Source organism: Kitasatospora sp. NPDC023176 (genome assembly GCF_055560495.1).
Genome location: NZ_JBVHIP010000016.1, coordinates 70,446 through 92,702 on the forward strand (window position 1 = coordinate 70,446; position 22,257 = coordinate 92,702).

Below are 22,257 nucleotides of genomic sequence, written 5' to 3' on the forward strand. Positions count from 1 at the left end.
GGTCAGCCCTGGACGCGGGCCAGGGTGAAGCCGTCGTAGCCCTTGCTGCCGACGGTCTGGACGGACGTCGCGGTGACCCTCGGCTCGGCGGCGATCAGCTCGTGCAGGGCGCGGGTGGCGACGACCGCCGGGTCGGTGCTGGCCGCGTCGGCGATCGCTCCGCCGCGCACCACGTTGTCGACGATGATCAGCGAGCCCGGCCGGGTCAGTTGCAGCGCCCGCCGGAAGTACTCGGGGTTGTTCGGCTTGTCGGCGTCGATGAACACCAGGTCGAAGGGGGCCTCGCCCTGCTCGACCAGCGCCGCCAGCGCGTCGGCGGCCCGGCCGGTCCGCACCTCGGCGACCGTGCCCAGCCCGGCGCGCGCCAGGTTGCCGCGCGCCACGTCGGCACGCGCGGGATCGATCTCCAGGGAGATCAGGGTGCCGTCCGCGGGCAGCGCCCGGGCCAGCCAGATCGCGCTGTAGCCGCCGAGGGTGCCGACCTCCAGGATCCGGCGCGCCCCCTGGGTCAGCGCCAGCAGGTGCAGCAGCTTGCCCTGGTTGGGGGCCACCGCGATCTTCGGCAGCCCGGCGGCGTCGGCGTCGGCCGTGGCGGCCTCCAGCACCGGGTCAGGGCCGACCAGCTGGTCGGAGAAGTAGGCGTCCACCGCGTTCCAGGTCGCCTGCTGGGTCGGCTGGGTCATCGGGCCCTCCAGTGGTGCAAGATCGGCAGCTTCCGGCCGATGCTACTCCGGGGCCCGACGACGCCAGGGCGACTACCGGCTACGCTCCGTCACTCCGTGACGGGGGCAGCGGCGGCGGCCTTGGCCGCCTCCTCCGCCTCGATCTTCGCGTGGGTCCTGGCGGCCCGGCGCTTCATCACCCAGGCCGAGAGCGCCCCGATCACCACGGCCGCGGCCAGGCCCGCCCAGGAGAACCGGGACAGCCAGGGCTCGATGGCCTTGCCCACCTTGAAGACCAGCAGGGTCGTACCGCCGGCCCAGATCACGCCGCCCAGCACGTTGGCGATCAGGAACTTCCAGTACGGCATCTTCAGGGCGCCCGCCAGCGGGCCCGCGAAGATGCGCAGCAGGGCGATGAAGCGGCCGAAGAAGACCGCCCACATGCCCCACTTCTGGAACGAGCGCTCGGCGGTCGCCAGGTGCGCGGGTCCGAAGTGCTTGGGGAACTTCCGCCCCAGCTTCTCGAAGAGCGGCTTGCCGCCCTTGCGGCCGATCGAGTACCCGATCGAGTCGCCGATGATCGCGCCCGCGATCGCACAGGCCGCGATCCCCCACGGGCTCACCACGCCCTTGACCGCCATCAGGGACGCCGTGACCAGGGCGATCTCACCGGGCAGCGGGATGCCCAGGGATTCGATCCCGATGATCAGGCCGATCAGGGCGTACACCGCGGTCGGGGGAACGCTCTCGATCCAGGCGTCGATGTGCAAGGCCAGTACCTCCGTGGCAGGTCGGGGCGGGGCCGGCTCCCCGTGGAGCCGCACGCCCGTCCCGACGGTTGTCCGATGGCGGCACCCGGGCCGCTTCCCCGGGGCGCAGCCTAACGTGCCGGGCGGCCTGTCCCCCTGGCCGATCACCCGTCGTTACGACGTACGCCCCCGCGCCAATAGTTCCAGGCCGACCGGCCTTTCTTCAAGATTGGGTAAAACGCAGGGCGACGACGGAAGGCCGCTGCTTGATCCGTCGTGCCGCCGGCAGCAGGGCCCGCAGCAGGCCGCGCCCGCCCTCCGGGTAGACCTCCCGCACGTCGGTGACCGCCGGGTGTGCCTGCGCCAGCTTGCCGAGCTCGTCCGCGTCCATGCCGAAGGGCATCGGCGGCGCCTGGTAGTGGCGGTCCCGCAGCTTGCCCCGGACGGCCAGGCGGCTGGCCCAGCGCGGCACCGCGTCGAGCACCATCGCGCCGCCGGGGAAGCGTTCGGCGCAGGCGGCGATCAGCTCCCGGACCTCGGTCGGCCGCAGGTACATCAGCAGGCCCTCGGTGGTGATCAGCACCCCGCGGTCCGGGTCCGGGTCGACTTCGTCCGCCCAGCGCAGGTCGGTGGCGGAGCAGGCGAGGATCCGGCGCCGGTCGTCCGGGGGCAGCAGCCGTTCGCGCAGCCGGGCCGTCTCGGGCAGGTCGACCGACAGCCAGTCGGCCCGCCCGTTGTCCACCCGCCAGGCCTGGGTCTCCAGTCCGTCGCCGAGCCCGACCACCGTGGCGCGCGGGTGCCGGTCCAGGAAGTCCGCCGCCTCGCGGTCGAAGCAGGCCGCCCGCAGCGCCTGCAGCTGGCTCACCAGCGGCGTCCGCCCGAACCGCTCGGCGAACGGGAAGTCGATCCGCTCCACCAGCTCGACCGCGACCGGATCGTGCAGCACCGTGTCCGGCCGCCGGGCCTCCAGTGCCCGGTGCCACAACGTCCACAGCGCCGTCTCCGGCACCTGCTCCAACTCCGGCCGTTCCCCGCCGCCCATCGCTCACTCCTTAGGACGTGCACCGTGCTCCGGCATGAACCCGCCGATTCTGACACCCGCCCCGTGCCCACCCTTCCGCCGACGCGCCGCCCGGGCTGCGGGCCGTGCCGGGCCGGACGGGGCCCGGGCGTCAGTGGTGGAACACCCCAAGATCCACTCGTGATCGTTGTGCCTGGTGGGGGCCGCTGCCGCGCCCGGCGCTGCCCCAGACTGGCTGCACGCGGCGGCCCGGCCGGTCGCCGCGGCCGGACTCCGGCCGACCCCTCCAGCCGACCCAAGGACTTGCCATCGTGAGCGAGCGCGTCATCGTCCCCCGCAACCGGGGCTTCCTCTTCCTCGACTCCCACCCGGCGGGCTGCGAGCGGCTGGTGACCGACCTGTGGCGGGACTGCCCGGAGCCTGCCGACGCCCCGGAGGGTGCCGGGCCGGTGGCCCTGATCATCGGCTCCTCGGCCGGGTACGGCCTGGCGGCCACCGTCGCCGGGCTCAAGCGGGCCGGCATCCGCGGCGTCCTGGTCTCCTTCGAGAAGGCCCCCACCGAGCGCCGCACCGCTACGGCCGGCTGGTACCGCACCGCCGCCACCGCCGAACTCGCCCGGGCCGCCGGGCGGGACGTGGTCTTCCTCAACGGCGACGCCTTCTCCGACGCGATGAAGGAGCAGGTCGCCGACCTCCTCCAGGAGCGGTTCGGCGGCCGGCTGGACTACCTCGTCTACTCGGTGGCCGCGCCCCGGCGCACCGACCCGGACACCGGCGCCGGCTACGCCTCCGTCCTCAAGCCGATCGGCGCGGCGAACCGCACCAAGACCCTGGTCTTCGACGAGCAGGGCGTCCCCGAGGTGCGCGAGGTCGAGACCGGTCCGGCCGAGGGCGACGACGTCGAGCAGACCGTGGCCGTGATGGGCGGTGCGGACTGGGAGCGCTGGATCGACCACCTGGCCGGCCGGGGGCTGCTCGCCGACGGCTTCGCCACCGCCGCGCTGTCGTACATCGGATCGCCGATGACGGCGGCGATCTACCGGCAGGGCACCATCGGCGCGGCCAAGGCCCACCTGGAGGCGACCGCCCGCACCCTGGACGAGCGGCTGGGCAGGGAGCTGGGCGGGCGGGCCGTCACCTCCGTCAACGGCGCCGCCGTCACCCAGTCCTCCACGGCCATCCCGGGCATCGCCCTGTACACCGGTCTGCTGCGCGGCGTGCTCGGGGCGGCGATGGTCCCGCCGGTGCACCAGCTCGCCGCCCTGTGGGACCAGCTCACCGGTGCCGCCCCGCTGGTCCTGGACGACGAGGGCCGGATCCGGCTGGACGGCTGGGAGCTGACCGAGTCCGTCCAGGCGGCCGTCGCCGAACGCTGGGCGGCCGCCACCACGGGCACCATCGCCGGCCTCGCCGACCTCGGCTGGTTCCACGCCGAGGTCCAGCGGCTGTACGGGTTCGCCGTGCCGGGCGTGGACTACACCGCCCCGGTGGCCACCGAGGTGCCCTGGCCGGTCCCGACCGCCTGACCGGTCGCCGCTGAACCCTCTTCTCCCGTCCGGGAGTTCGATGGTTCAGGTCTCCTCACGGCGGGCGGCTCACCGGGCCGCCGGGCTGCCGGCCGGCACCGGGGCCGTCGGGGCGGCCTCGGTGGCCTCCGCCTCGGGGGTGACCTGGCGGACGCTCAGGAGGGTGGCGAGGGCGACGGCCCCGCCGACCACCGGCACGGCGGCGGGCCCGACGCCCGACAGCGCGAGGCCGCCGAGCGCGCCGCCGACCGCCACCCCGAGGAACTGCGCCGAGAAGTGCAGCCCGAGCGCCTGGGCCCGCTGCGCGGGGGCCAGGCCGGCCAGTCGGGTCTGCTGGCCGATGCCGCCGGACCACCAGGCCGCGCCGAAGGCGAACATCAGCGGGAACGAGATCACCGTGGCCACCAGCGGGGCGTCGGTGACGGTGAGGGCGGTCAGCACCGCGAGCAGCCCGGTGATCAGGGTGAGCGCCCCGCGCAGGACGGGGGTGACGCCGCGCCTGGTGATGAGCCTGCTGACGGTCCGTCCGGCGAGCAGGCCGCCGGCGCCGAACACGATCATCAGCGCCGCCACGCCGTTGCCGCCCAGCCCGGCCGCCCGCTGCTCCACCGCGTCGAGGTAGGTGTAGACGCAGTAGGCGGCCAGGAAGAGCCCGAAGCTGGTCACCAGGCCCCAGCGGATCGGGGTGCGGCGCAGCAGGTCGAGCCGCCCGGCGGCGGAGTTGCCGCCGGAGGGGACCTCGGGCAGGCCGGTCCAGACCGCGACGGCGGTGATCACGGCGAGCAGCGTCACGAACCAGAAGGACGCGCGCCAGCCCATGGCCGAGCCGATGACCGTCCCGATCGGGGCGCCCAGGGTGAGGGCGACGGCGTTGCCGCCGGCGGTCACCGAGATGGCCTTGGGCAGTTCCTCGGGGGCGCAGAGCGCGGCCGCGGTCGCGGCAGCGGGGGCCGCGAAGAGCGAGGCGCCCAGGGCGGCGAGCACCCGGGCGACGGTGAGCACCGCGAAGTCGGGGGCGACGGCGGCGATCGCGTTCGCGGCGGCGAAGAACAGGGCGGCGCCGATCAGTAACCGCTTGGGCGGGGTCTGGTGGAACAGGCCGATCAGGGGCGGCCCGGCCAGGGCGTAGACCAGCGCGAACACCGTGACCATCTGACCGCACAGGGAGACCGAGGTGTGCATGTCGCGCGCCACGCTCGGGAGCACTCCGGCGATCACGTAGCCCTCGGTGCCCACGGTGAAAGTGCCGAGGGCCAGGAGGTGGATCCGTGGATTCATGGTTTGACGGTACAACATTCGTTGAACCTTTAGAAGGATCCCTGCGCGAAGGCGAGATGATGGCACGTCATGCCCGGCGAAGCCGTCCCGACCATGCGCCCGGAGCGTCCGTGACCACGGAAAGTAGAATCGGCCCATGCGAGATGCGTTCCACGCCGAACTGGCCAACGTCAGCCTGGCCGGGGCCATGCACGGCCTCAGCGACCCGCTGCGGCTGCGGATCGTCGACCTGCTGGCCCGCCAGGGCGAGACCGAGTGCTCGGCCATCTACAACGCCCTGGGGATCAGCAAGTCGAACGCCTCGCACCACTTCCGGGTGCTGCGCGAGTGCGGCCTGATCCTGCGCACCCACCAGGGACAGCAGCAGAGCGCCCGGCTGCGCGACGACGAGTTCGAGGAGCGCTTCCCCGGGCTGCTGCGCGCCGTCCTGGCCAACGTCGACAGCGCGGCCTGACAGGGGAACGAGGCCGCGCTGCGCCGCGCCGCCGCCTCAGCCGATGCTGAAGGCGCCGTCCGGCGGCGGCGGGGAGTCGGTGGCGTCCGCGTCGGTGACCGGGGCCGCCCGGCCGACCAGGGCGGCCAGTTCCTCGCCGTCGGTGAGCCGGGCCGGGAAGATGTCGCCCGCCAGCAGCCGGCTCAGCTCCACCGCCGGCAGCGGCGCCGTCGACCCGGCCAGCAGGATGTTGCCGTACCGGCGCCCGCGCAGCACCGGGGCCTCCGCCACCAGGCAGACGTACGGGAAGACCGCCGCCACCGTCGCCGCCTGCGCCCGGGCGAAGGCCAGCGGCGGGCCGTCCGCCAGATTGGCCGCGTAGCAGCCGCCCGGGCGCAGCGCGGCGGCGGCCAGCCGCAGGAACTCCACCGAGGTGAGGTGCGCCGGGGTGCGGGAGCCGTGGAAGACGTCCGCGATCACCAGGTCCTGGGAGTCGGCAGGGGTGGCGGCCAGCGCGGCCCGGGCGTCGCCCACCGTCGCGGTGATGTCCGCGCCGGGACCCCGCCAGGGCAGCCGCTCGGCGACCAGGTCGAGCAGCGGCCCGTCCACCTCCACCACCCGCTGCCGCGAACCGGGCCGGGTCGCGGCCAGGTAGCGCGGCATGGTGAGCGCGCCGCCGCCCAGGTGCAGCGCGTCCAGCGGACGGCCGGGCGGGGCGAGGACGTCGGCGAGGTGGCCGAGCCGACGGGTGTACTCGAACTCCAGGTGCGTGGGGTCGGCGAGGTCGACGTACGACTGCGGAGTGCCGTCCAGGGTGAGCAGCCAGCCGCCGTCGCGGTCCAGGTCCGGCATCAGTTTGGCGAAGCCGAGGTCGGTGGGCCGGCCGACCGGCACCGGCTCGTCCGACTCCGACTCGTCCGGCAGCGGCTCCGGCCCGTCCGGCACCGGCTGGTCCGTCACGCGTTCTCCCCCACCGGCCGGACGTCCAGGTAGGCCGCGAGCCAGTGGTCCAGTTCGGCGAACACCGTGCTGCGGGCCTGCTCGCCGGAGAGCACCAGGTCGTGCATGCCGCCCTCGATCCGGACGATCGTCACGTGCCGGCCCAGCCGGGGCCCCTGTGCGGCGATGTCGTCGGCGCGCAGCACCGCGTCGGCGTGGTGCAGGGCGTGGTGCCAGGTGGTGGTGGAGATCGACTTGGTGGAGGCCATCAGCAGCACTGGCACGTCGATCCCCAGCCCGCGCCGCAGCCGCCGGTGCCCCTGGTGGATCGCGGCCAGCCAGCCCGCGTACAGCGGGAAGCCCTCGGCGGGCTTGAGGGTGAGGTCGAAGTCCCACTCGCCCTTGTGGTCCTGGTGCAGGCTGTGGGTGTAGTGGGGGTTGAGCGAGGAGGGCAGGATCCGGGTCGGCTTCATCCGCCCGATCGCCGTCACCACCGGGCCGCCGGCCGTGCGCACGGCCGCCCCGGCCGGCATCGACAGGAACGGGCTGTTCAGGAACAGCCCGTTTACCAGCCCGCGCCCGGCCCGGCGCCCCGCCCACAGGGCGCCGACCAGGCCGCCGGTGGAGTGCCCGTTCAGCAGCAACTGCCGGTGGCCGTCCACCTCGCGGATGATCCGCACCGCCTCGTCGATCTCCTCGTCGTACTCGGCGAGGTCGCGGACGAAGTTCGGCGACTGGTGCGGGCGCAGCGAGCGCCCGTACTTGCGCAGGTCCAGGGCGTAGAAGGAGAAGCCGAGGGCGGTGTAGTGGTCGGCCAGGTTGGTCTGGAAGAAGTAGTCGTTGTACCCGTGGACGTACAGCACGGCCCGCTCCGAGCCGGGCACCAGCCGCCGTACGAGGGTCGCGCAGACCGCCCCCTCGTCGTCGGGCCGCAGCGTCAGCTCGGCCGCCTCGTAGGGGGCACCCAGGATGTCTTCCCGAAACTCCATCTGCCGCCGCACCCGTTCCCTCTGCTCCGCCTGCCCTTGCCGCAGGTGACCGCCCGTTTCCGCCCCCGACCATACCGGCCGGTAGGTCCGGCGGCGACCGGCGGCGGCGCCGATGCTGCCGTCCGGGCTGTCATGTACCCCGCCGGGGTACGCGTCCGCGCCTCCCGGCCGCCTCCCGGCCGCTTCCCGTGCGCCTCCTGTGCGCCGGTGGTCGTGTGGAACGCTTCCCGGACAGAGACGGCGAGTTGGGGAGTTTGCATGCAGCACGGGCATACCGATCCATCCCTGTACCGTTCGGCCGCCGAGGCGATCGCGGCGCCGCCGGAGAAGCTGGCCTACGTGGCCGGGTTCGACCGGTCGGCCCGGCAGCCGGACGCCCTGCTCACCGTGGACACCGATCCGGCCTCGGCGAGCTACGGGAAGGTGCTCAACTTCTCCGAACTTCCCACCCTCGGCGATGAGTTGCACCACTTCGGATGGAACGCCTGCTCCAGCGCCCTGGCGCACGCCTGCCACCAGAACCCGGAGCGGCGGTTCCTGCTGCTGCCCGGGCTGCGCTCCTCCCGGCTGCACGTGATGGACACCCACCCGGATCCGGTGCGCCCCCGGCTGGTCAAGACGGTCGAGGCCAAGGAGCTGGCGGCGCGGGCGGGTTACTCCCGGCCGCACACCCTGCACTGCGGGCCGGAGGGGGTCTTCCTCTCCTGCCTCGGCTCCGGCGAGGGCGGCGACGGGCCCGGCGGGGTGGCGCTGCTGGACCACACCACCTTCGAGGTGCTGCGCCCCTGGGAGACGGAACGCGGGCCGCAGCACTTCGCCTACGACGTCTGGTGGCACCTCGGGACGGACATCGGGGTGACCAGCGAGTGGGGCACCCCGTGGATGATCGAGGACGGTGTGCTGCCGGAGCAGTTGCTCGCCCGCAAGTACGGGCACGCGCTGCACTTCTGGGAGCTGGGCACCGGGCGGCACCTCCAGCGGGTCGACCTCGGGGACCAGTACCAGATGGTGCTGGAGCTGCGCCCGGCGCACGACCCGCAGGCGGAGTGGGGGTTCGCCGGGGTGGTGGTGAACGTGGAGGACCTCTCCTCCTCGGTCTGGCTCTGGTACCGGGAGGGCCCGGCGTTCACCGCGCGCAAGGTGATCGAGATCCCCGCCGAGCCCGCCGCCGCCGAGCAACTGCCGCCCGCGCTGAGGTCGTTCGGGGCTGTCCCGCCACTGGTCACCGACATCAACCTGTCGGTGGACGACCGCTGGCTGTACGTCTCGGCCTGGGGCACCGGCGAGTTGTTCCAGTACGACGTCTCGGACCCGTTCCACCCCCGGCTGGCCTCCTCCGTCCGCCTGGGCGGAGTCGCCGCCCGGACACCCCACCCGGCCGAGCCGGGGCGGCCGCTGAGCGGGGCCCCGCAGATGGTGGAGATCAGCCGGGACGGACGGCGGCTCTACCTCACCAACTCCCTCTACGGCGCCTGGGACGACCAGTTCTACCCGGACGGCATCGAGCCCTGGCTGGTCAAGCTGGACGCCGACCCGGTGGCCGGCGGGCTGAGCGTCGACGAGCGGTTCTTCCCGCACGGCGCCGACTTCCGGGGCCTGCGCGTCCACCAGACCCACCTGGCGGGCGGGGACGCCTCCTCGGACTCCTACTGCTACCGCTAGGCCTGGTCGTCAAACTCCCGCCTGCGGGGCGACGCTCCCCCAGCCTTCGGCCGGGAGGCACCCCCAGGGCACAGGCGCACCTCGCCGCGTTGATCCTTCGGGGGTTGCCGGTCAGCCGGCGGGGTCGCCGAGGTGGAGGCCGACGGCGCGGTCGAGGGCGTCAACCAAGTCGAGCTGTTCTGCACACCGCCCTGACCCGACGTCCACCGCGCCGCGGCCGGTTCGCCTCCCGCGACGAACCGGCCGCGGCCATCGCCACCTTCGTCCTGGCCTACGACGAACACGACGCCAAGCCCCACCGCCGGACCTACGACGGCAGCCCACTCCAAGCCGCACGAACCCCCGAAGGATCAACGCGGCGCCGCACTAGTGCTGGAAGAGTACTTCCGGATTGTTCGGCGAGGGGCCGTCCAGCAGCGGACTGTGGATCCCCTTCAGCGCCTGGTCGAAGAACGCCGTCACGTACTCACGCGTGATCGCGATTCCACGTTCGGGGTCGAGGGGCGGCGTCGGGTACCCGGCCTCCTTCATGAGCAGGTCCATGTCGGTGAAGGTGGGGTGGTTGGCGCCGGTGACCGCCAGCCACTTTTTGTAGCCGCCGAGGGCGGCCCAGGCCTTCCCCCAGTTGTCGCCACCGCCGGCCGAGTGGACGTCGGCCCTGCCCAGCATGAGGAACGGCCGGTTGATCTGGCCGGGCATCGGGGCCGGGAAGAAGGAGCCGTCCATGTTCACTCCGGCCCGTACGCGCGGGTCGGCGATCATCGTGGCGGCGGCCGAGGCTCCGCCGATGGAGTGTCCGGCCGTGCCGATCTGGTGCTTGTCGATGAGGTGGGCCAGGCGCCACGCGCTCTTGCCGTGCGTCAACTGGTCGATCACGAAGGACATGTCCAGCGCGCGGCTGGCGGCGACGGCGTCGAAGTCGATCGTTTCCGGGTGATCGCAGATCGCGCACGGCGGCGTCTCGCCGTTCGCCAGCGTCTCACCGCCGTCCTCGTGGGTGGGGCCGACGAGCGCGACGACGTAGCCGTGGCTGGCCAGTTCGGTCGCGAGCGAGGTGAGCGCCGAGCGCTGGTCCCCGAACCCGGGTGAGAGGAGCACCAGCGGATGCTTGCCGCGCTGCGGCCGCGCGCCGTCGAAGGCGTGCGTGGTGATGCTGGAAACGTTCTGCGGGGTGATGCCGGAGCTCGCCGGTATCTTCGCCTGCTGGATGTGTCCGGCTGCCTCGGCGAGGGTCATGTAAGGGGCCGGCGTCCCGGTCCCGGGGACGGCCGGGTAGACCATCGTGACGGTCAGTTGGCGGGGGCCGGATGACGGCACCCACGGGTCGGGACGGTTCGCGTCGGTGAGGTGGATGATGTCCTCGCCCGCGGCGTAGGGGCCGGTCGGCGCGGGGAGCGTGCCGTGGAAGGACGGCGTGGGCGCCGTGGCCGTGGCCGGTGCGCTGTCGAAGGCGTGCGTGGCCACCGGTGTGGCCGACGGTGTGGTCGTGGCGGCGAACCCGGTGCCGGTTCCGGTGACGATGGCGGCGAGCGCCAGCGCCGCGACGGCGCTGATTCGGCGATTGCGTTTCATGGGGTCGACGCTAGGTTCCGCAGCTCCGTATCGAATCAGCCCGTGGATGCAAACATTCCGGTGTCGTCCGTAGCCCCCGCGACGTACCGGAGTAATCCGCCGGGAGTATGTCGTGCGGCGCGGGCCCCCTTCGCCGGCATCGTCGAGCGCCACCTTCGTCCTGGCCGACGACGAACAGGACGCCGAGCCCCACCGCTGGACCTACGACGGAGCAGGGCTACCGGTAGACCACCCGGTCGAACCGCACCCGGTCCAACGGCAGCCCCGCCGACAGCAGTTGGGAGCTCACCGAGGCGACCATCCCGGAAGGCCCGCTGACGCAGGCCAGGTGCTCGCGCCAGTCCCCGGCGGCCGCGACGGCGTCCGCGAGCCGGCCGGACGTCACCGGGGTGAGCGACAACCAGGGTTTGTGCAGGCCGAGTTCGGCGAGCGCCTGCCAGTCGTAGAGGTCGGTGCGGTCACGCGCGCCGACGAAGAGGTGCACCCGGCGGCCCGGCGGGCGGTGCAGCGCCTGCTGCTCGACGATCGCCTTCATCGGGGCGAGTCCGGTGCCGCCCGCGACGAGCAGCAGGTCGCGGGCGTCGCCGTCGGGCAGCAGACTGCCGCGCGGCGGGCCGAGGCGCAGCCGGTCGCCGACGGCGGTGCGCTCGACCAGCGCCGCGCTGACGCCGCCGGGGCCGGTGCGGCGCACGTGGAGTTCCAACTCGTTGTCGCCGCGCGGGGCGCAGCCCATCGAGTACTGCCGCCAGGTGTGCGGCAGCGCCGGGTGTTCGACGGTGCCGTACTGGCCGGCCCGGTAGGGGTACGGCTCGCCGGTGCGCACCCGCAGGACGGCGAGGTCGGGGCGGCGGCGCTGGTGGCCGGTCACCACGGCGTGCCAGTACGGGGGTTCGGTGAGGGCGGAGTCGGCGCCGGCGACCATGGCGCCGACGGCGAAGCGCAGCATCCGCACCCAGGCGGCTTCGAGCTCCTCGGCCCACCGCTCGCCGGTCCGGTGCCGCAGGGCCGCGCACAGGGCCTCCTCGAAGGCCTCGTAGTGGACCGGCCGGACGCCCAGCTTGCGGTGGTCCCGGCCGAGTTGGCGGAGCATCCGGGCCAGTTCGGCGGGCTGGTGCAGGTGGTCGATCAGGTGGTGGAAGATGCGTTCCAGGTGGGCCCGCTGGAACTCCATCGAGGCGGGGAAGAGCGGTCGCAGGTACGGTCGGCGGCGGAACATGACCGTGTAGAGGTGGTCGATCAGCTCCGAGAGCGGGGCGACGGCTTCGAGCTCGCACCGGATCAGCCACTGGTCCGCGGCGCCGTCGTGGCCCTCGCCGCCGCCGTAACGCTCTCCGCCGCCGACATCGGCTCCGGCGCCGGCGGCGGCTCCGGGCCCGGGCCCCGAGGGCGTTGCGGGGGTGAGGAGTTGGCGCCGCAGTCTCATCGCGTGGTGGCGGGCGATCAGACGGTCGTACTCGGCGGTGGCGGTGGCGGCCACGGCGGCCTGGCTGCTGTTGTCCATGACCTGCCCAGTCAACCGCCGGGCCGGCGGGCGGGAGAAGGGCCGATGGCCCCGGGCGCCCCCGGGACCATCGGCCCTCGGCGCCGCGACCGGGCGGCTACCGGCTCTGCTCGGACGCGGCCTGTCCGGCCGGCCCGGTCTGTCCGCCGCTCTCCGCCCGCCGCTCGGTGGCGTCCCAACTCGCCAGCAGCCGCAGCGATTCGGCGGAACCGGAGCCCGGTTCGGCGTGGTAGGCGACCAGCACCTGATCGGTGTCCCCGGCCGGGCGCAGCGTCTCGTACTGCAGGCTGAGCGGGCCGACCACCGGGTGGCGCAGCCGCTTGGTGCCGTGGGCCTTGTCCTTGATCCGGTAGGTGGCCCACAGCCGCCGGAAGTCCTCGCTCTTGACGGAGAGTTCGCCGACCAGCGAGGCGAGCCCGGGGTCGTCCGGGTAGCGTCCGGCGTCCAGGCGCAGCAGGCCGACGACGTCGCTGGCCTTGCCCTCCCAGTCCTCGAAGAGGGCGCGGGCGGCCGGGTCGAGGAAGACGTGCCAGGCCATGTTCCGCTGCTCGGGCGGCATCGCGCCGTAGTCGCCGAGCAGGGCGGTGCCGAGCCGGTTCCAGGCGATGATGTCCAGCCGCCGTCCGAGCACGTACGCGGGCACGCCCTCCATCGAGTCCAGCAGTTGCCGCAGCGCCGGCCGCACCCGCTGCGGGCGGGCGGCGGCGGCCCGGCCGGGGCGGCGGCGGGCGGGCTCGGTGAGCCGGCCGAGGTGGTCGCGCTCGGCGGGGCCCAGGCGCAGCACCCGGGCGATGGCGTCCAGGACGGCGGCGGAGACGTTCTCGCCGTGGCCCTGTTCGAGCCGGGTGTAGTAGGCGGTGCTGACCCCGGCGAGCTGGGCCAGCTCCTCGCGGCGCAGCCCCGGGACCCGCCGGCGGCCGGCGCCCTCCGGCAGGCCCACGTCCTCGGGCCGCAGCCGGGCGCGGCGGGATCGGAGGAACTCGCTGAGTTCGGTGCGCTGGTCCATGACTGCAGTATGCGGGCGGGCGGACGGGCCGGGGGGCGGGCGAGGGTGATACTGCCGTGCGTACGTTCCGCGGTCGTACGTCCGGTCTTCGTACGCGCCGTCTTCGTACGACAAGCGCTGGTCTGGTTGGCCCCGCCGCCCCGCCGCACTCTGGTGGGCATGACGAACGAGACGACGCAGCGCACGATCGATGGCACGACCGGCGACACGACCGGTGACACGACCGGTAGCACGGAGCAGAGCACGACCCCGGACAGCGCCGCCACCCGCACAGTCGCCGCCTACGCGGCCCGGCTCCCGCACGCCCCGCTGGCGAGGACCACCGTCACCACGCGCGCCGTCGGCGAGCACGACATCCTGATCGACATCAAGTTCTGCGGCATCTGCCACTCCGACATCCACCAGGTCGGCGAGGACTGGGGCGACGGGATCTTCCCGATGGTCCCGGGCCACGAGATCGCGGGCGTGGTGAGCGAGGTCGGCCCGGGCGTCACCCGCTGGCGGGTCGGCGACCGGGTCGGGGTCGGCTGCTTCGTCGACTCCTGCCGGGAGTGCGACAACTGCCGGGCCGGCCTGCAGCAGTACTGCACCGGTGAGGGCGGCATGGTCTTCACCTACAACGCCACCGGCAAGGACGGCCGGCCCACCTACGGCGGCTACGCCAGGGAGCTGGTCGTGGACGAGGCGTACGCGCTGCGCATCCCCGACGCCCTGCCGCTGGACGCCGCCGCGCCGTTGCTGTGCGCGGGCATCACGCTGTACTCGCCGCTGGCGCACTGGGGCGCCGGGCCGGGCAAGAAGGTCGCGATCGTGGGCCTGGGCGGGCTCGGCCACATGGGCGTGCAGCTGGCCCACGCGATGGGCGCGGAGGTCACCGTGCTGAGCCAGTCGCTGCGCAAGCGCGAGGACGGGCTGCGGCTCGGCGCGGACCACTACCGGGCCACCTCCGACCCGGCGACCTTCGAGGAGCTCGCGGGCCGCTTCGACCTGATCGTCAATACGGTCTCCGCCGATCTCGACCTGACCGCCTACATCGGCCTGCTGCGCACCGACGGCACGATGGTGCAGGTCGGCGTGCCGGAGAAGCCGGTCTCGCTGCACCCGTTCCCGCTGGCCATCGGGCGCCGCTCGCTGGCGGGTTCGGCGATCGGCGGGCTGCCGGAGACCCAGGAGATGCTGGACTTCTGCGCCGAGCACGGCATCACGGCGCAGATCGAGCTGATCCGGGCCGAGCAGATCGACGAGGCGTTCCGGCGGGTGCTGGCCGGCGACGTCCGGTTCCGCTTCGTGATCGACGCCTCGACCATCTGACCGCCTGCCGCCCGCCGGCAACCGGACGGAACGCCCCGCGCACCCGGTGCTCTCCCACCACCGGTGCGCGGGGCGCCGCCGATGACTCCCGGCGGAACCTTCCCGCGGTCCCCTGCCTCTCGGCCCCGAAACCCAAGGTCCGAAACCTCAGGTCCGAAGCCTCAGGCCCGAGCCCTCGGACCCCAGCGCTCGGACCCGACCCCTCGGGCGCGGGTCCTCAGACCCCGGCCGTCCTGGCCCCGGCCCCCGCCCGGCGCTTCGCGCGCCGGTCCTCCCGCCGCTGCCGCCCACGGCGCAGCGGCTGGTCGGGCAGCCACCCGAAGGTCAGACAGGCGCCCACCATCCCGAGCAGCATCCCGATCACGAAACCGCCCAGGTTGGAGGTCACCCAGCTGCCCAGCGAGGCCAGCACGGCGAGGATGGAGTAGAACAGCCGCTGGGTCGGGTTGAACAGGATCAGCAGGCCGCACAGCACCATCACCGCCGGCACCAGGTAGCCGGCCAGGCCGACCAGCGAGATGTGCAGCAGAAGGGGCAGCGGGGCCCACAGCGTCAACAGGATCTCGGCGCCGCCGAGCGTCACCAGCAGCCCGCCCCAGAACGGCCGGTTGCCCCGCCAGTCGCGTTTGGCCGGTCCCGCGGGGCTCGCGGGCGCGGCGTTCGCGATGGCTCCCGAGGGAGCGGCGGCGGGGCCGGCGACGGAGGCGGCCGGCGCGGCGGGCGTGGCGGCCGTCCCCTCGACCGTCACCTCCTCGGTCCGCGCGGCGGCGCCCTCGCCGGTCCCGGCCTGCTCCGGTACGGACTCCGCCATGCTCAGCAGCCCTTGGAGCTGAAGCTCAGCCGCAGGTTGGGCAGTTTGAACCCGACGGCGGTGCTCGCGTAGTTGTGCTGGTTGAGGTGGGTCAGCTGGACGTGGTCGGCCTGCTGGCCGAAGACGCCCGGCTGGCCCTTCCCGACCGGGCCGGCCTTGGTGTAGGTGCTGGCGTCGCCGCCGATCTCGATGTTCTTGAACTCCGCGTCGCCGGACAGCAGATCGGAGTCGGTGGTGAGGTCGGAGGCGGAGACCGGAGTGCCCTGGTCGCCCGCGCGGATCACCAGGCTGACGCCGCCGAGGTCCACGCTCTGGCACAGGTTGGTGATCTCGGCGGTCTTGATCGCCGAGACCGCCACCAGCACCTGACCGCCGGTGTGGCCCTGGTTGGGGCTGCCGGGGATCATGTGGTCCAGCGAGCCGAACTGGGCGAAGCCGTCGCCGTCGAGCTTGTCGGCGGTGATGGTGAACGGCATGCCGGAGATGGAGAACTGCGCGGCGAGCACGCCCTGGGCGGTGAGGGTCATCAGGATGCCCCCGACCGCGACGGCCGGTACGGCCATCAGGGCGGAGCGCTTCATCCGGACCCGTCCTCTTCTGGTCCCGGTCGGCGTCGGCGGCGTTTCCGCCGCGGCGGCGGCTTCCTCGGACATGGCCATGTGTGCTCCCTGTGAATGGATTGGGTGTGCAGGCACTGGCACGTTGCCCTGGCGCGGACAGCGTTCCGCGCTCCGACCGGGCCGTCCGCCCCTCGGCAGCGGGGCGGATCCGGTCGGAGCGCGTTGAGTAACTGGGAAGCTACTGCCCGGTATTCGCCGGGTCAATACGGGTGCACGAAGGATCTTCACCGATCCTCGACCCGAGCCGCCTGGCCGCCTCGGCCGGCCCGAGGAACGGCGCGAGGCAGAACATGCTCAACGCCGGTAGTAACTCGGGAAGTTGATCGGTGCAGCCGGCGGCTATCCGGCGGTACACCGCGCTGTAGACGCCACCCACCACCGCATCGGTCATCTCCTGCACCCCTACCCCGCCCGGGAGTTGGGGCACCTCGGCGAAGAACACCCGGAACCGGGTGAGGAGTTGATCGCGCTCGCGCCGCCCGTCCGGGCCGACCGCCTCGATCTCGATCACCGCCATGGTCGCGAAGGACGGTGTCCCGGCAAGGAGTTGGAGCATCGCCCCGAGCGCCTGCCGAATCCCGGCGCACCAATCGGATTCGGCCGCGAAGGCCGCCGCCATCCGCCGGATCACCACCCCCGTCCCGTACCGGTGCGCGGCCAGGAAGGCGTCCTCCTTGCCGCTGAACAGCTCGTAGAAGACCGGCCTGGTCACGCCCGCCGCGCGGCAGATGTCGCTCACCGTCGCGTGCTGGTAGCCGCGTTCGGCCACCGTCCGGACCAGCCCGTCCAGCAGCCGCTCGCGCTGGGTCGCGGCGACCACTCCGGCGGGCAGCCGGCGCGGGCCCGGCTTGATCGACCTGGCCGGGTCCCGGCCGGTCCGGGCACCTGGCAGCAGGACCACGTCGGCACTCCGGAGGTTTTTGGTATCCATCACCAACTCCTGTGTCCTGTATTGACATTGACGGAACGCCGGGTTTACAACACTGCCAGGTTTCCAACCGGTCGGTGCGCAGGCCACCACCGGCGGAAACCAGGGGCTCCGACGGCCCCGGGCGAGCCGCCCGGGCCACCGGACCAGGGCCGATCCGGGTCCGCGGCGGTGGCAGCCGCCCGTGCACCCCGCACCACCGCACGTCCGCACGGCCGCACGCCGTGCCGCCGGGCACCGGACCGAACCCTCCGGCCCGCCGGGTACCGAACTGCCGTACCCGGCACCGCCGTACGGGCCCCTCGCACGATGTACCACGCACGCCGCACCAGGCACCACCACCATGCACCACACCGTCGCACCGCACGGCGATCCGCCGTACCTCGCGAAACGCCGTCGCACCGCGACGCCGCACGGCAGAACACCGCCGCACTGCACGAACACCGCCCTACCGCACGAGCGGGCCCGTGGCGCCGGGCCCGCCCGCAGCCGCGGTCCGGCGGGGCTCCCGGTACGCCATGCACCTCCCCCCGCCGTGCACACCACCACTCCGGCACGCGGGGATCCCCCACCCGTCCCCCGGACGGAGAGAGGCACCCTCATGCGCATCCGTCGCACCTTCGCAGCCGCATCCCTCGCCGCCATCGCCCTCACCGGCGCCGCGGTGGCACCGGCCCAGGCCGACGCCGCCGCCGTCATGACCCAGGGCAGCGCGTCCGGCCCGGCCATCGCCGTCGGCGACACCCTGGTCGCCAACCTGGCCTCCGGCACCGCCGCCACCTTCACCGACGGCCCCGGCAGCACCAACGGGGTGAGCTGTGCCAACTCCTCGTTCTCCGCGACCGTGACGTCCAACCCGGCCGCCCCCGGCAGCGCGACCGAGCAGCTCAACAGCCAGTCCTTCGACTCCTGCACCTCCAGCGTCTTCGGCGTCATGAGCGTGCAGAGCGTCACCGCCACCAGCCTGCCGTACACCAACACCGTCACCTCGGGCTCCGGCAACAACGTCTCGCTCAACGGCACCAGCGCCGGCCCGGTCGGCATCACGGTGGTCCTGAACACCCTGCTGGGCACCGTGAACTGCGTCTACCAGAGCCCCAGCGGCATCACCGGCTCCACCTCGAACAGCGGCAACAGCATCAGCTTCGCCAACCAGGCCGCCACCCTGGTCTCCGGCCCGGGCCTGTGCTTCTCGACCGGCTACTTCAGCGCCAGCTACGGCCCGGTCACCGACACCTCGGTCGCCGGCAGCCCGGTCCTGTACGTCAACTGACGCCCCGGGCCGGCGGATCCACGCGAGCGGCGTACGGCGGGCCACGGCCCGGCGTACGCCGCTCCACCGCACCGGCCGATCCCCCGAGACAAGCAAGTGACCGGCCGGTAGGGTGGCGCCGCACGGGCCCGCCGCAGCGAGCCCGACGGCACGGGCCCGGCGCGACGAGCCCGACGGCACGGGCACGGCGAACCGGAACGGGGCGGGTCAGATGGCCAGCGGCAGCAGCGGGAACGGCGACGGCACGGGATTCTTCACCTCGGTGGCGGACACCGCCGAGCGGCTCGCCGCCACCGGCTACCTCGCCTCCCCCGCCGTGGCCACCACCGTCTTCCTGGCCGACCGGCTCGGCAAGCCGCTGCTGGTCGAGGGCCCCGCCGGGGTCGGCAAGACCGAACTCGCCAAGGCCGTCGCCGCACTGGGCGCGGCCCGGCTGGTACGGCTGCAGTGCTACGAGGGCATCGACGAGGCCCGGGCGCTCTACGAGTGGAACCACGCCAAGCAGTTGCTGCGGATCACCGCCGGCCGCGACGAGGGCTGGGACCAGGCCCGCGGCGACATCTTCGGCGAGGAGTTCCTGCTCACCCGCCCGCTGCTCACCGCCATCCGCGGCGAGGAGCCCACCGTCCTGCTGATCGATGAGATGGACAAGGCCGACGTCGAGGTGGAGGCGCTGCTGCTGGAGGTGCTCAGCGACTTCCAGGTGACCGTCCCCGAACTCGGCACCATCACCGCCAGCCGGCGCCCCTTCGTCCTGCTGACCTCCAACGCCACCCGGGAGCTCTCCGAGGCGCTGCGCCGCCGCTGCCTCTTCCTCCACCTCGACTACCCGGACGCCGAGTTGGAGCGCCGGATCGTCCGGCTCAAGGTGCCCGGCCTGGACGACACCCTGGCCGCCTCGCTGGTCCGGGTGGTCGGCGCGCTGCGCGCGATGGAGCTGCGCAAGGCGCCGTCCGTCGCCGAGACCATCGACTGGGCCCGCACTCTGCTGGCGCTCGGCGCGGACACCCTGGACGACGCCGTCGTCCAGGACACCCTCGGAGTGATCCTCAAGCACCAGGACGACATCCGGAAGGCCGCCCAGAAGCTCACCCTCGCGTGAGCACCACCCCGGGGCCCACCGACACCGCCGCCCGGCTCACCGGCCTGGTCCGCGCCCTGCGCGGGCACGGCCTGCGGATCGGCCCGTCCGAGACGGTGGACGCCGCCGCCGTGCTCGACGTCCTCGGCTTCACCGACCGCGAGCAGATGCGGGCGGGCCTGGCCGCCGCCCTGCTGCGCTCGGACGGCCAGCGGGCCGTCTTCGACGCCGCCTTCGACCTGTTCTTCCCGCTCGGCGTCGGCACCCCCGAGGCCCTGCGCGGCTCGCCGCCGCCGGTGCCCGACGACCCCGAGCCGCCCCGCTTCGGCCGCCCCGACCCGCTGCGCGAGCAGCTGCGCGAACGCCTGGCCGCCGCCCTGGCCGCCGACGACCGGGCCGCCCAGGCCCGGCTGGCCGGCGAGGTGGTCGAGGCCTTCGGCCGGTACGGCACCGGCAGCGCACCCGGCGCGGACGGCTGGTCCGCCCACCAGGCGCTCGGCCGGCTCGCCCCCGAGACCCTGCTCGCCCAAATCCTCGCCGCCCTGCGCCGGCAGGGCACGGACGACGTCTCCGACCGCGTCCTCGCCGACGAGATCCGCCGCCGCATCCGGGACTTCCGCGCCCAGGTCACCGGCGAGGCCCGCCGCCGGGTCGCCGAACTGCGCGGTGCCGAGCGGATCGCCGAGCGTGCCGTCGCCCCCACCGCCGACCGGGTCGACTTCCTGTCCGCCGGCCGCGATCAGCTCGCCGAACTGCGCCGCACCGTCCACCCGTTGGCCCGCAAACTGGCCACCCGGCTGGCCGCCCGGCGCCGCCGCGCCGCCCGGGGGCGGATCGACCTGCGCCGCACCCTGCGCCGCTCGCTCACCACCGGCGGGGTGCCGCTGCGCCCGGCGTACCGGCTGCGCCGCCCGGCCCGGCCCGAGCTGGTGCTGCTGTGCGACGTCTCCGGCTCGGTGGCGGGCTTCGCCGACTTCACCATGCTGCTGGTCCAGGCGATGGGCGAACAGTTCAGCAAGGTCCGGGTGTTCGCCTTCGTCAACCGCACCGCCGAGGTCACCGACCTGCTGCGGCGCGGCCAGGACGACCCGGCCCGCCTCGCCGCCCGCATCCTCGCCGAGGCCAAGGTGATGGGCTACCACGGCAACAGCGACTACGGCTCCGCCCTCGGCGAGTTCGCCGACCACCACCTGGACGCCGTCGGCCCCCGCACCTGCGTGCTCGTCCTCGGCGACGCCCGCAACAACCACCGCGACCCCCACACCGACGCCCTGCGCCGGATCGCCGCCCGGGCCCGCCGGGTCTTCTGGCTCAACCCCGAACACCCCGACCTCTGGACCACCGGCGACTCCGCCGCCCCGGCCTACGCCGACGTCGTCGAGATGCACTCCTGCCGCAACGCCCGCCGCCTCGCCGACCTGATCACCCGCCTGCTGCCGGTCTAGGGCGTGCCTGACGGTCCCCGCCGGGCCGCGCGGATCGCCGGACACGCGCCGAGGCCGGGAGGCAGGTGACCGCGGGCCTCGGTCCGGGCCCGGTTCCCCCGCGCGGCGAGGGCTCAGCCCACCCCGACCACATTGGCCTGGGAGAGCGGGAAGCAGCTGGGCGTCTCCTTGGTCAGCGAGATGTCCAGGCTCCCGACGGTGGCCGGTCGGGCCGCGCCCTGGGGTGCGGTGTCGAGCAGCAGCAGGCTCTCACCGGGCGGGACGGCGGCGGGGTGCAGGATCGCGATGCGGCCGTTGTGCGGGTCCAGCGACATCACCGCGTCCAGCCGGCTGCTGTCGGTGGCCACCGGGGTGTGGCAGGAGGCCGAGGGCCTCATGACCAGCGCGGGCACGCCCACCGAGCGCAGGGCGCCCTGGAGCCCGGACCATTCGGCGCCCATCAGCTGGACGGAGACGGTGCCGTCCTGGTGGGGGGTCACCGTGTAGGAGGCGGTGCTGAGCTGCACCGACGTCGGGTCACCGGCGGCCGGGCGGGAGGCGGCGGGGCCGGAGGCGACGGGGTCGGCCTGCGGTGCCGGGGCCGTGGGGCTGCCGTCGGTGTGCGGTGCCAGGACGACCGCGGTGACGGCGGCGGCCAGCCCGAGGCCGGTCACCACCAGCCTGCGGGTGTGGCGCGGCCGGACCGGCACCGGGGTGGCCGTGGCGGGCAGGTCCGTGGCACGGGCGGCGAGTTCGGCGCCGAGCTGCTGCCGGAAGTGCAGGGGCGTGGTCACGGGGCGACCTCCAGGAGGGTGTTCACGGACGGGTGGGCGGTGCTGCTCTGCGGGGCGACCTTCTGCAGCGCCTTGCGGGCCCGGTGCAGCCGCACCCGGGCGGTGGCGGCGCTGATGCCCAGCGCCTTGGCGGCGTCGCGGACGGCCAGCCCGTCGACGGCCACCAGGTCGAGCACCGCGCGCAGCGGCTCGGACAGCGCGGCGTGCCACCCGGCCAGGGCGCGGGCGCCGCGGGTCGCGTCGATGCGCTCCTCGATCGCGGACACGTCCTGGTCGTCCAGCATCCGCTGCCCGGCGATCCTGGCCACCGCGTTGCGCTCGCGGGCACTGCCGCGGAAGTGCCCGGCCACAACGTTGCGGGATATCCCGTACAGCCACGCGACGGGCGTGCCGCGGCGGGCGTCGTAGCCGTCGGCCTGCTCCAGCGCCGTCAGGAAGATGTCGGCCGTCAGGTCGGCCGCCAGGTGGGCGCTGTCGGTGCGCCGGGTGACGAAGCCGAGCACGGTGTCGAACTGCTGCTGGTAGAACACGGCGAACGCCGCCGGGTCGCGCGAGGGTGGTGCCATCTGCTGCTCCGCTGACACGGATTGACTCCTTGGAACGTCGAGCACTGCCTGACACCTCTACTTGGCTCGGGCCGTCCGGGACGTTACACACGCATCCCGCACCCGCGGCCG

The 22,257-nt window shown here is 73.8% G+C and carries 21 protein-coding genes; 7 read left to right on the plus strand and 14 right to left on the minus strand.

The genetic code is table 11. The features are described 5' to 3' along the window. Positions 1–2 precede the first annotated feature (2 nt). The 3 genes from ACZ3YL_RS22285 to ACZ3YL_RS22295 form a co-directional block, all read right to left on the minus strand. Positions 3–683, minus strand: a complete 681-nt coding sequence (locus ACZ3YL_RS22285) for an O-methyltransferase (RefSeq protein ID WP_465659291.1) — start codon at positions 681–683, stop codon at positions 3–5. 89 nt (positions 684–772) lie between these two features. Continuing rightward, entirely contained in the window at positions 773–1,432 is a 660-nt protein-coding gene (locus tag ACZ3YL_RS22290; protein ID WP_465659293.1) for a DedA family protein, read from the minus strand. 202 nt (positions 1,433–1,634) lie between these two features. Next, the gene (locus ACZ3YL_RS22295) at positions 1,635–2,453 is read right to left on the minus strand and encodes a class I SAM-dependent methyltransferase (protein WP_188309376.1); all 819 of its coding nucleotides are present in this window, start codon (positions 2,451–2,453) and stop codon (positions 1,635–1,637) included. A gap of 290 nt (positions 2,454–2,743) precedes the next feature. Between ACZ3YL_RS22295 and fabV the strand changes: the two genes are divergently transcribed. Next, a complete protein-coding gene (fabV, locus tag ACZ3YL_RS22300; protein ID WP_188309375.1) occupies positions 2,744–3,958 on the plus strand; it encodes an enoyl-[acyl-carrier-protein] reductase FabV in 1,215 nt (404 codons plus the stop codon). A 69-nt stretch (positions 3,959–4,027) separates the two neighbouring features. Here fabV and ACZ3YL_RS22305 read toward each other — a convergent pair whose 3' ends face one another. Next, complete coding sequence (locus tag ACZ3YL_RS22305; protein ID WP_465659294.1) at positions 4,028–5,236, minus strand: MFS transporter; 1,209 nt, start codon at positions 5,234–5,236, stop codon at positions 4,028–4,030. A gap of 136 nt (positions 5,237–5,372) precedes the next feature. Here ACZ3YL_RS22305 and ACZ3YL_RS22310 point away from each other — a divergent pair, with 136 nt between their 5' ends. Further along, complete coding sequence (locus ACZ3YL_RS22310; RefSeq protein ID WP_188309373.1) at positions 5,373–5,690, plus strand: ArsR/SmtB family transcription factor; 318 nt, start codon at positions 5,373–5,375, stop codon at positions 5,688–5,690. Between the two features lie 36 nt (positions 5,691–5,726). Here the strand turns inward: ACZ3YL_RS22310 and ACZ3YL_RS22315 are convergent, their stop codons facing one another. Both ACZ3YL_RS22315 and ACZ3YL_RS22320 read right to left on the minus strand, forming a co-directional pair. Further along, a complete protein-coding gene (locus ACZ3YL_RS22315; protein ID WP_188309399.1) occupies positions 5,727–6,521 on the minus strand; it encodes a spermidine synthase in 795 nt (264 codons plus the stop codon). A gap of 104 nt (positions 6,522–6,625) precedes the next feature. Further along, positions 6,626–7,597 carry an alpha/beta hydrolase gene (locus tag ACZ3YL_RS22320; protein WP_188309372.1) on the minus strand — a complete coding sequence of 324 codons (972 nt, stop codon included), beginning with the start codon at positions 7,595–7,597 and terminating at the stop codon, positions 6,626–6,628. A 258-nt stretch (positions 7,598–7,855) separates the two neighbouring features. Here ACZ3YL_RS22320 and ACZ3YL_RS22325 point away from each other — a divergent pair, with 258 nt between their 5' ends. Next, on the plus strand, positions 7,856–9,259 hold the full coding sequence (locus ACZ3YL_RS22325) for a selenium-binding protein SBP56-related protein (protein ID WP_465659297.1): 1,404 nt from the start codon (positions 7,856–7,858) through the stop codon (positions 9,257–9,259). Between the two features lie 366 nt (positions 9,260–9,625). Here ACZ3YL_RS22325 and ACZ3YL_RS22330 read toward each other — a convergent pair whose 3' ends face one another. The 3 genes from ACZ3YL_RS22330 to ACZ3YL_RS22340 form a co-directional block, all read right to left on the minus strand. After that, positions 9,626–10,984, minus strand: coding sequence for an alpha/beta hydrolase family protein (locus ACZ3YL_RS22330; RefSeq protein WP_465659299.1), 1,359 nt, complete (start codon positions 10,982–10,984; stop codon positions 9,626–9,628). A gap of 64 nt (positions 10,985–11,048) precedes the next feature. Next, positions 11,049–12,332: a globin domain-containing protein gene (locus ACZ3YL_RS22335; protein ID WP_465659301.1), complete on the minus strand. Its 1,284-nt coding sequence runs from the start codon at positions 12,330–12,332 to the stop codon at positions 11,049–11,051. Between the two features lie 97 nt (positions 12,333–12,429). Next, positions 12,430–13,338: a helix-turn-helix domain-containing protein gene (locus tag ACZ3YL_RS22340; RefSeq protein WP_188309369.1), complete on the minus strand. Its 909-nt coding sequence runs from the start codon at positions 13,336–13,338 to the stop codon at positions 12,430–12,432. 159 nt (positions 13,339–13,497) lie between these two features. Here ACZ3YL_RS22340 and ACZ3YL_RS22345 point away from each other — a divergent pair, with 159 nt between their 5' ends. Further along, positions 13,498–14,649: an NAD(P)-dependent alcohol dehydrogenase gene (locus ACZ3YL_RS22345; protein ID WP_465659302.1), complete on the plus strand. Its 1,152-nt coding sequence runs from the start codon at positions 13,498–13,500 to the stop codon at positions 14,647–14,649. 217 nt (positions 14,650–14,866) lie between these two features. On the opposite strand, the gene ACZ3YL_RS22350 is transcribed toward ACZ3YL_RS22345, so the two are convergent. The 3 genes from ACZ3YL_RS22350 to ACZ3YL_RS22360 all read right to left on the minus strand — a co-directional run bounded on the left by ACZ3YL_RS22350 (position 14,867) and on the right by ACZ3YL_RS22360 (position 17,011). Continuing rightward, positions 14,867–15,460 (minus strand): DUF6114 domain-containing protein, encoded by a 594-nt coding sequence (locus tag ACZ3YL_RS22350; protein ID WP_411293094.1) that lies wholly within the window; start codon positions 15,458–15,460, stop codon positions 14,867–14,869. 2 nt (positions 15,461–15,462) lie between these two features. Beyond that, positions 15,463–16,119, minus strand: a complete 657-nt coding sequence (locus ACZ3YL_RS22355) for a DUF6230 family protein (protein WP_188309367.1) — start codon at positions 16,117–16,119, stop codon at positions 15,463–15,465. A gap of 139 nt (positions 16,120–16,258) precedes the next feature. After that, positions 16,259–17,011, minus strand: a complete 753-nt coding sequence (locus ACZ3YL_RS22360) for a TetR/AcrR family transcriptional regulator (RefSeq protein ID WP_188309366.1) — start codon at positions 17,009–17,011, stop codon at positions 16,259–16,261. A gap of 598 nt (positions 17,012–17,609) precedes the next feature. Between ACZ3YL_RS22360 and ACZ3YL_RS22365 the strand changes: the two genes are divergently transcribed. The 3 genes from ACZ3YL_RS22365 (at position 17,610) to ACZ3YL_RS22375 (ending at position 20,807) form a co-directional block, all read left to right on the plus strand. Further along, positions 17,610–18,281 carry a Tat pathway signal sequence domain protein gene (locus ACZ3YL_RS22365; RefSeq protein ID WP_465659304.1) on the plus strand — a complete coding sequence of 224 codons (672 nt, stop codon included), beginning with the start codon at positions 17,610–17,612 and terminating at the stop codon, positions 18,279–18,281. Positions 18,282–18,492: 211 nt separating this feature from the next. Beyond that, the gene (locus tag ACZ3YL_RS22370) at positions 18,493–19,383 is read left to right on the plus strand and encodes an AAA family ATPase (protein ID WP_188309364.1); all 891 of its coding nucleotides are present in this window, start codon (positions 18,493–18,495) and stop codon (positions 19,381–19,383) included. Then, on the plus strand, positions 19,380–20,807 hold the full coding sequence (locus tag ACZ3YL_RS22375; protein ID WP_465659306.1) for a VWA domain-containing protein: 1,428 nt from the start codon (positions 19,380–19,382) through the stop codon (positions 20,805–20,807). The genes ACZ3YL_RS22370 and ACZ3YL_RS22375 overlap by 4 nt, the downstream gene beginning before the upstream one ends. A 113-nt stretch (positions 20,808–20,920) precedes the next feature. Here the strand turns inward: ACZ3YL_RS22375 and ACZ3YL_RS22380 are convergent, their stop codons facing one another. Further along, positions 20,921–21,580, minus strand: coding sequence for a hypothetical protein (locus ACZ3YL_RS22380; RefSeq protein WP_465659308.1), 660 nt, complete (start codon positions 21,578–21,580; stop codon positions 20,921–20,923). Then, complete coding sequence (locus tag ACZ3YL_RS22385) at positions 21,577–22,164, minus strand: RNA polymerase sigma factor (protein ID WP_317621070.1); 588 nt, start codon at positions 22,162–22,164, stop codon at positions 21,577–21,579. The genes ACZ3YL_RS22380 and ACZ3YL_RS22385 overlap by 4 nt, the downstream gene beginning before the upstream one ends. Positions 22,165–22,257 lie beyond the last annotated feature (93 nt).

Excerpts from the sequence above, each read along its gene's own strand:
- ACZ3YL_RS22315 (WP_188309399.1), bottom strand. The coding sequence starts at position 6,521 with ATGCCGGACCTGGACCGCGACGGCGGCTGGCTGCTCACCCTGGACGGC.
- ACZ3YL_RS22285 (WP_465659291.1), bottom strand. The coding sequence starts at position 683 with ATGACCCAGCCGACCCAGCAGGCGACCTGGAACGCGGTGGACGCCTAC.
- ACZ3YL_RS22340 (WP_188309369.1), bottom strand. The coding sequence starts at position 13,338 with ATGGACCAGCGCACCGAACTCAGCGAGTTCCTCCGATCCCGCCGCGCC.
- ACZ3YL_RS22350 (WP_411293094.1), bottom strand. The coding sequence starts at position 15,460 with ATGGCGGAGTCCGTACCGGAGCAGGCCGGGACCGGCGAGGGCGCCGCC.
- ACZ3YL_RS22305 (WP_465659294.1), bottom strand. The coding sequence starts at position 5,236 with ATGAATCCACGGATCCACCTCCTGGCCCTCGGCACTTTCACCGTGGGC.
- ACZ3YL_RS22320 (WP_188309372.1), bottom strand. The coding sequence starts at position 7,597 with ATGGAGTTTCGGGAAGACATCCTGGGTGCCCCCTACGAGGCGGCCGAG.
- ACZ3YL_RS22370 (WP_188309364.1), top strand. The coding sequence starts at position 18,493 with ATGGCCAGCGGCAGCAGCGGGAACGGCGACGGCACGGGATTCTTCACC.
- ACZ3YL_RS22360 (WP_188309366.1), bottom strand. The coding sequence starts at position 17,011 with ATGGATACCAAAAACCTCCGGAGTGCCGACGTGGTCCTGCTGCCAGGT.
- ACZ3YL_RS22310 (WP_188309373.1), top strand. The coding sequence starts at position 5,373 with ATGCGAGATGCGTTCCACGCCGAACTGGCCAACGTCAGCCTGGCCGGG.
- ACZ3YL_RS22355 (WP_188309367.1), bottom strand. The coding sequence starts at position 16,119 with ATGGCCATGTCCGAGGAAGCCGCCGCCGCGGCGGAAACGCCGCCGACG.
- ACZ3YL_RS22295 (WP_188309376.1), bottom strand. The coding sequence starts at position 2,453 with ATGGGCGGCGGGGAACGGCCGGAGTTGGAGCAGGTGCCGGAGACGGCG.
- ACZ3YL_RS22335 (WP_465659301.1), bottom strand. The coding sequence starts at position 12,332 with ATGGACAACAGCAGCCAGGCCGCCGTGGCCGCCACCGCCACCGCCGAG.
- ACZ3YL_RS22325 (WP_465659297.1), top strand. The coding sequence starts at position 7,856 with ATGCAGCACGGGCATACCGATCCATCCCTGTACCGTTCGGCCGCCGAG.
- ACZ3YL_RS22345 (WP_465659302.1), top strand. The coding sequence starts at position 13,498 with ATGACGAACGAGACGACGCAGCGCACGATCGATGGCACGACCGGCGAC.
- ACZ3YL_RS22365 (WP_465659304.1), top strand. The coding sequence starts at position 17,610 with ATGCGCATCCGTCGCACCTTCGCAGCCGCATCCCTCGCCGCCATCGCC.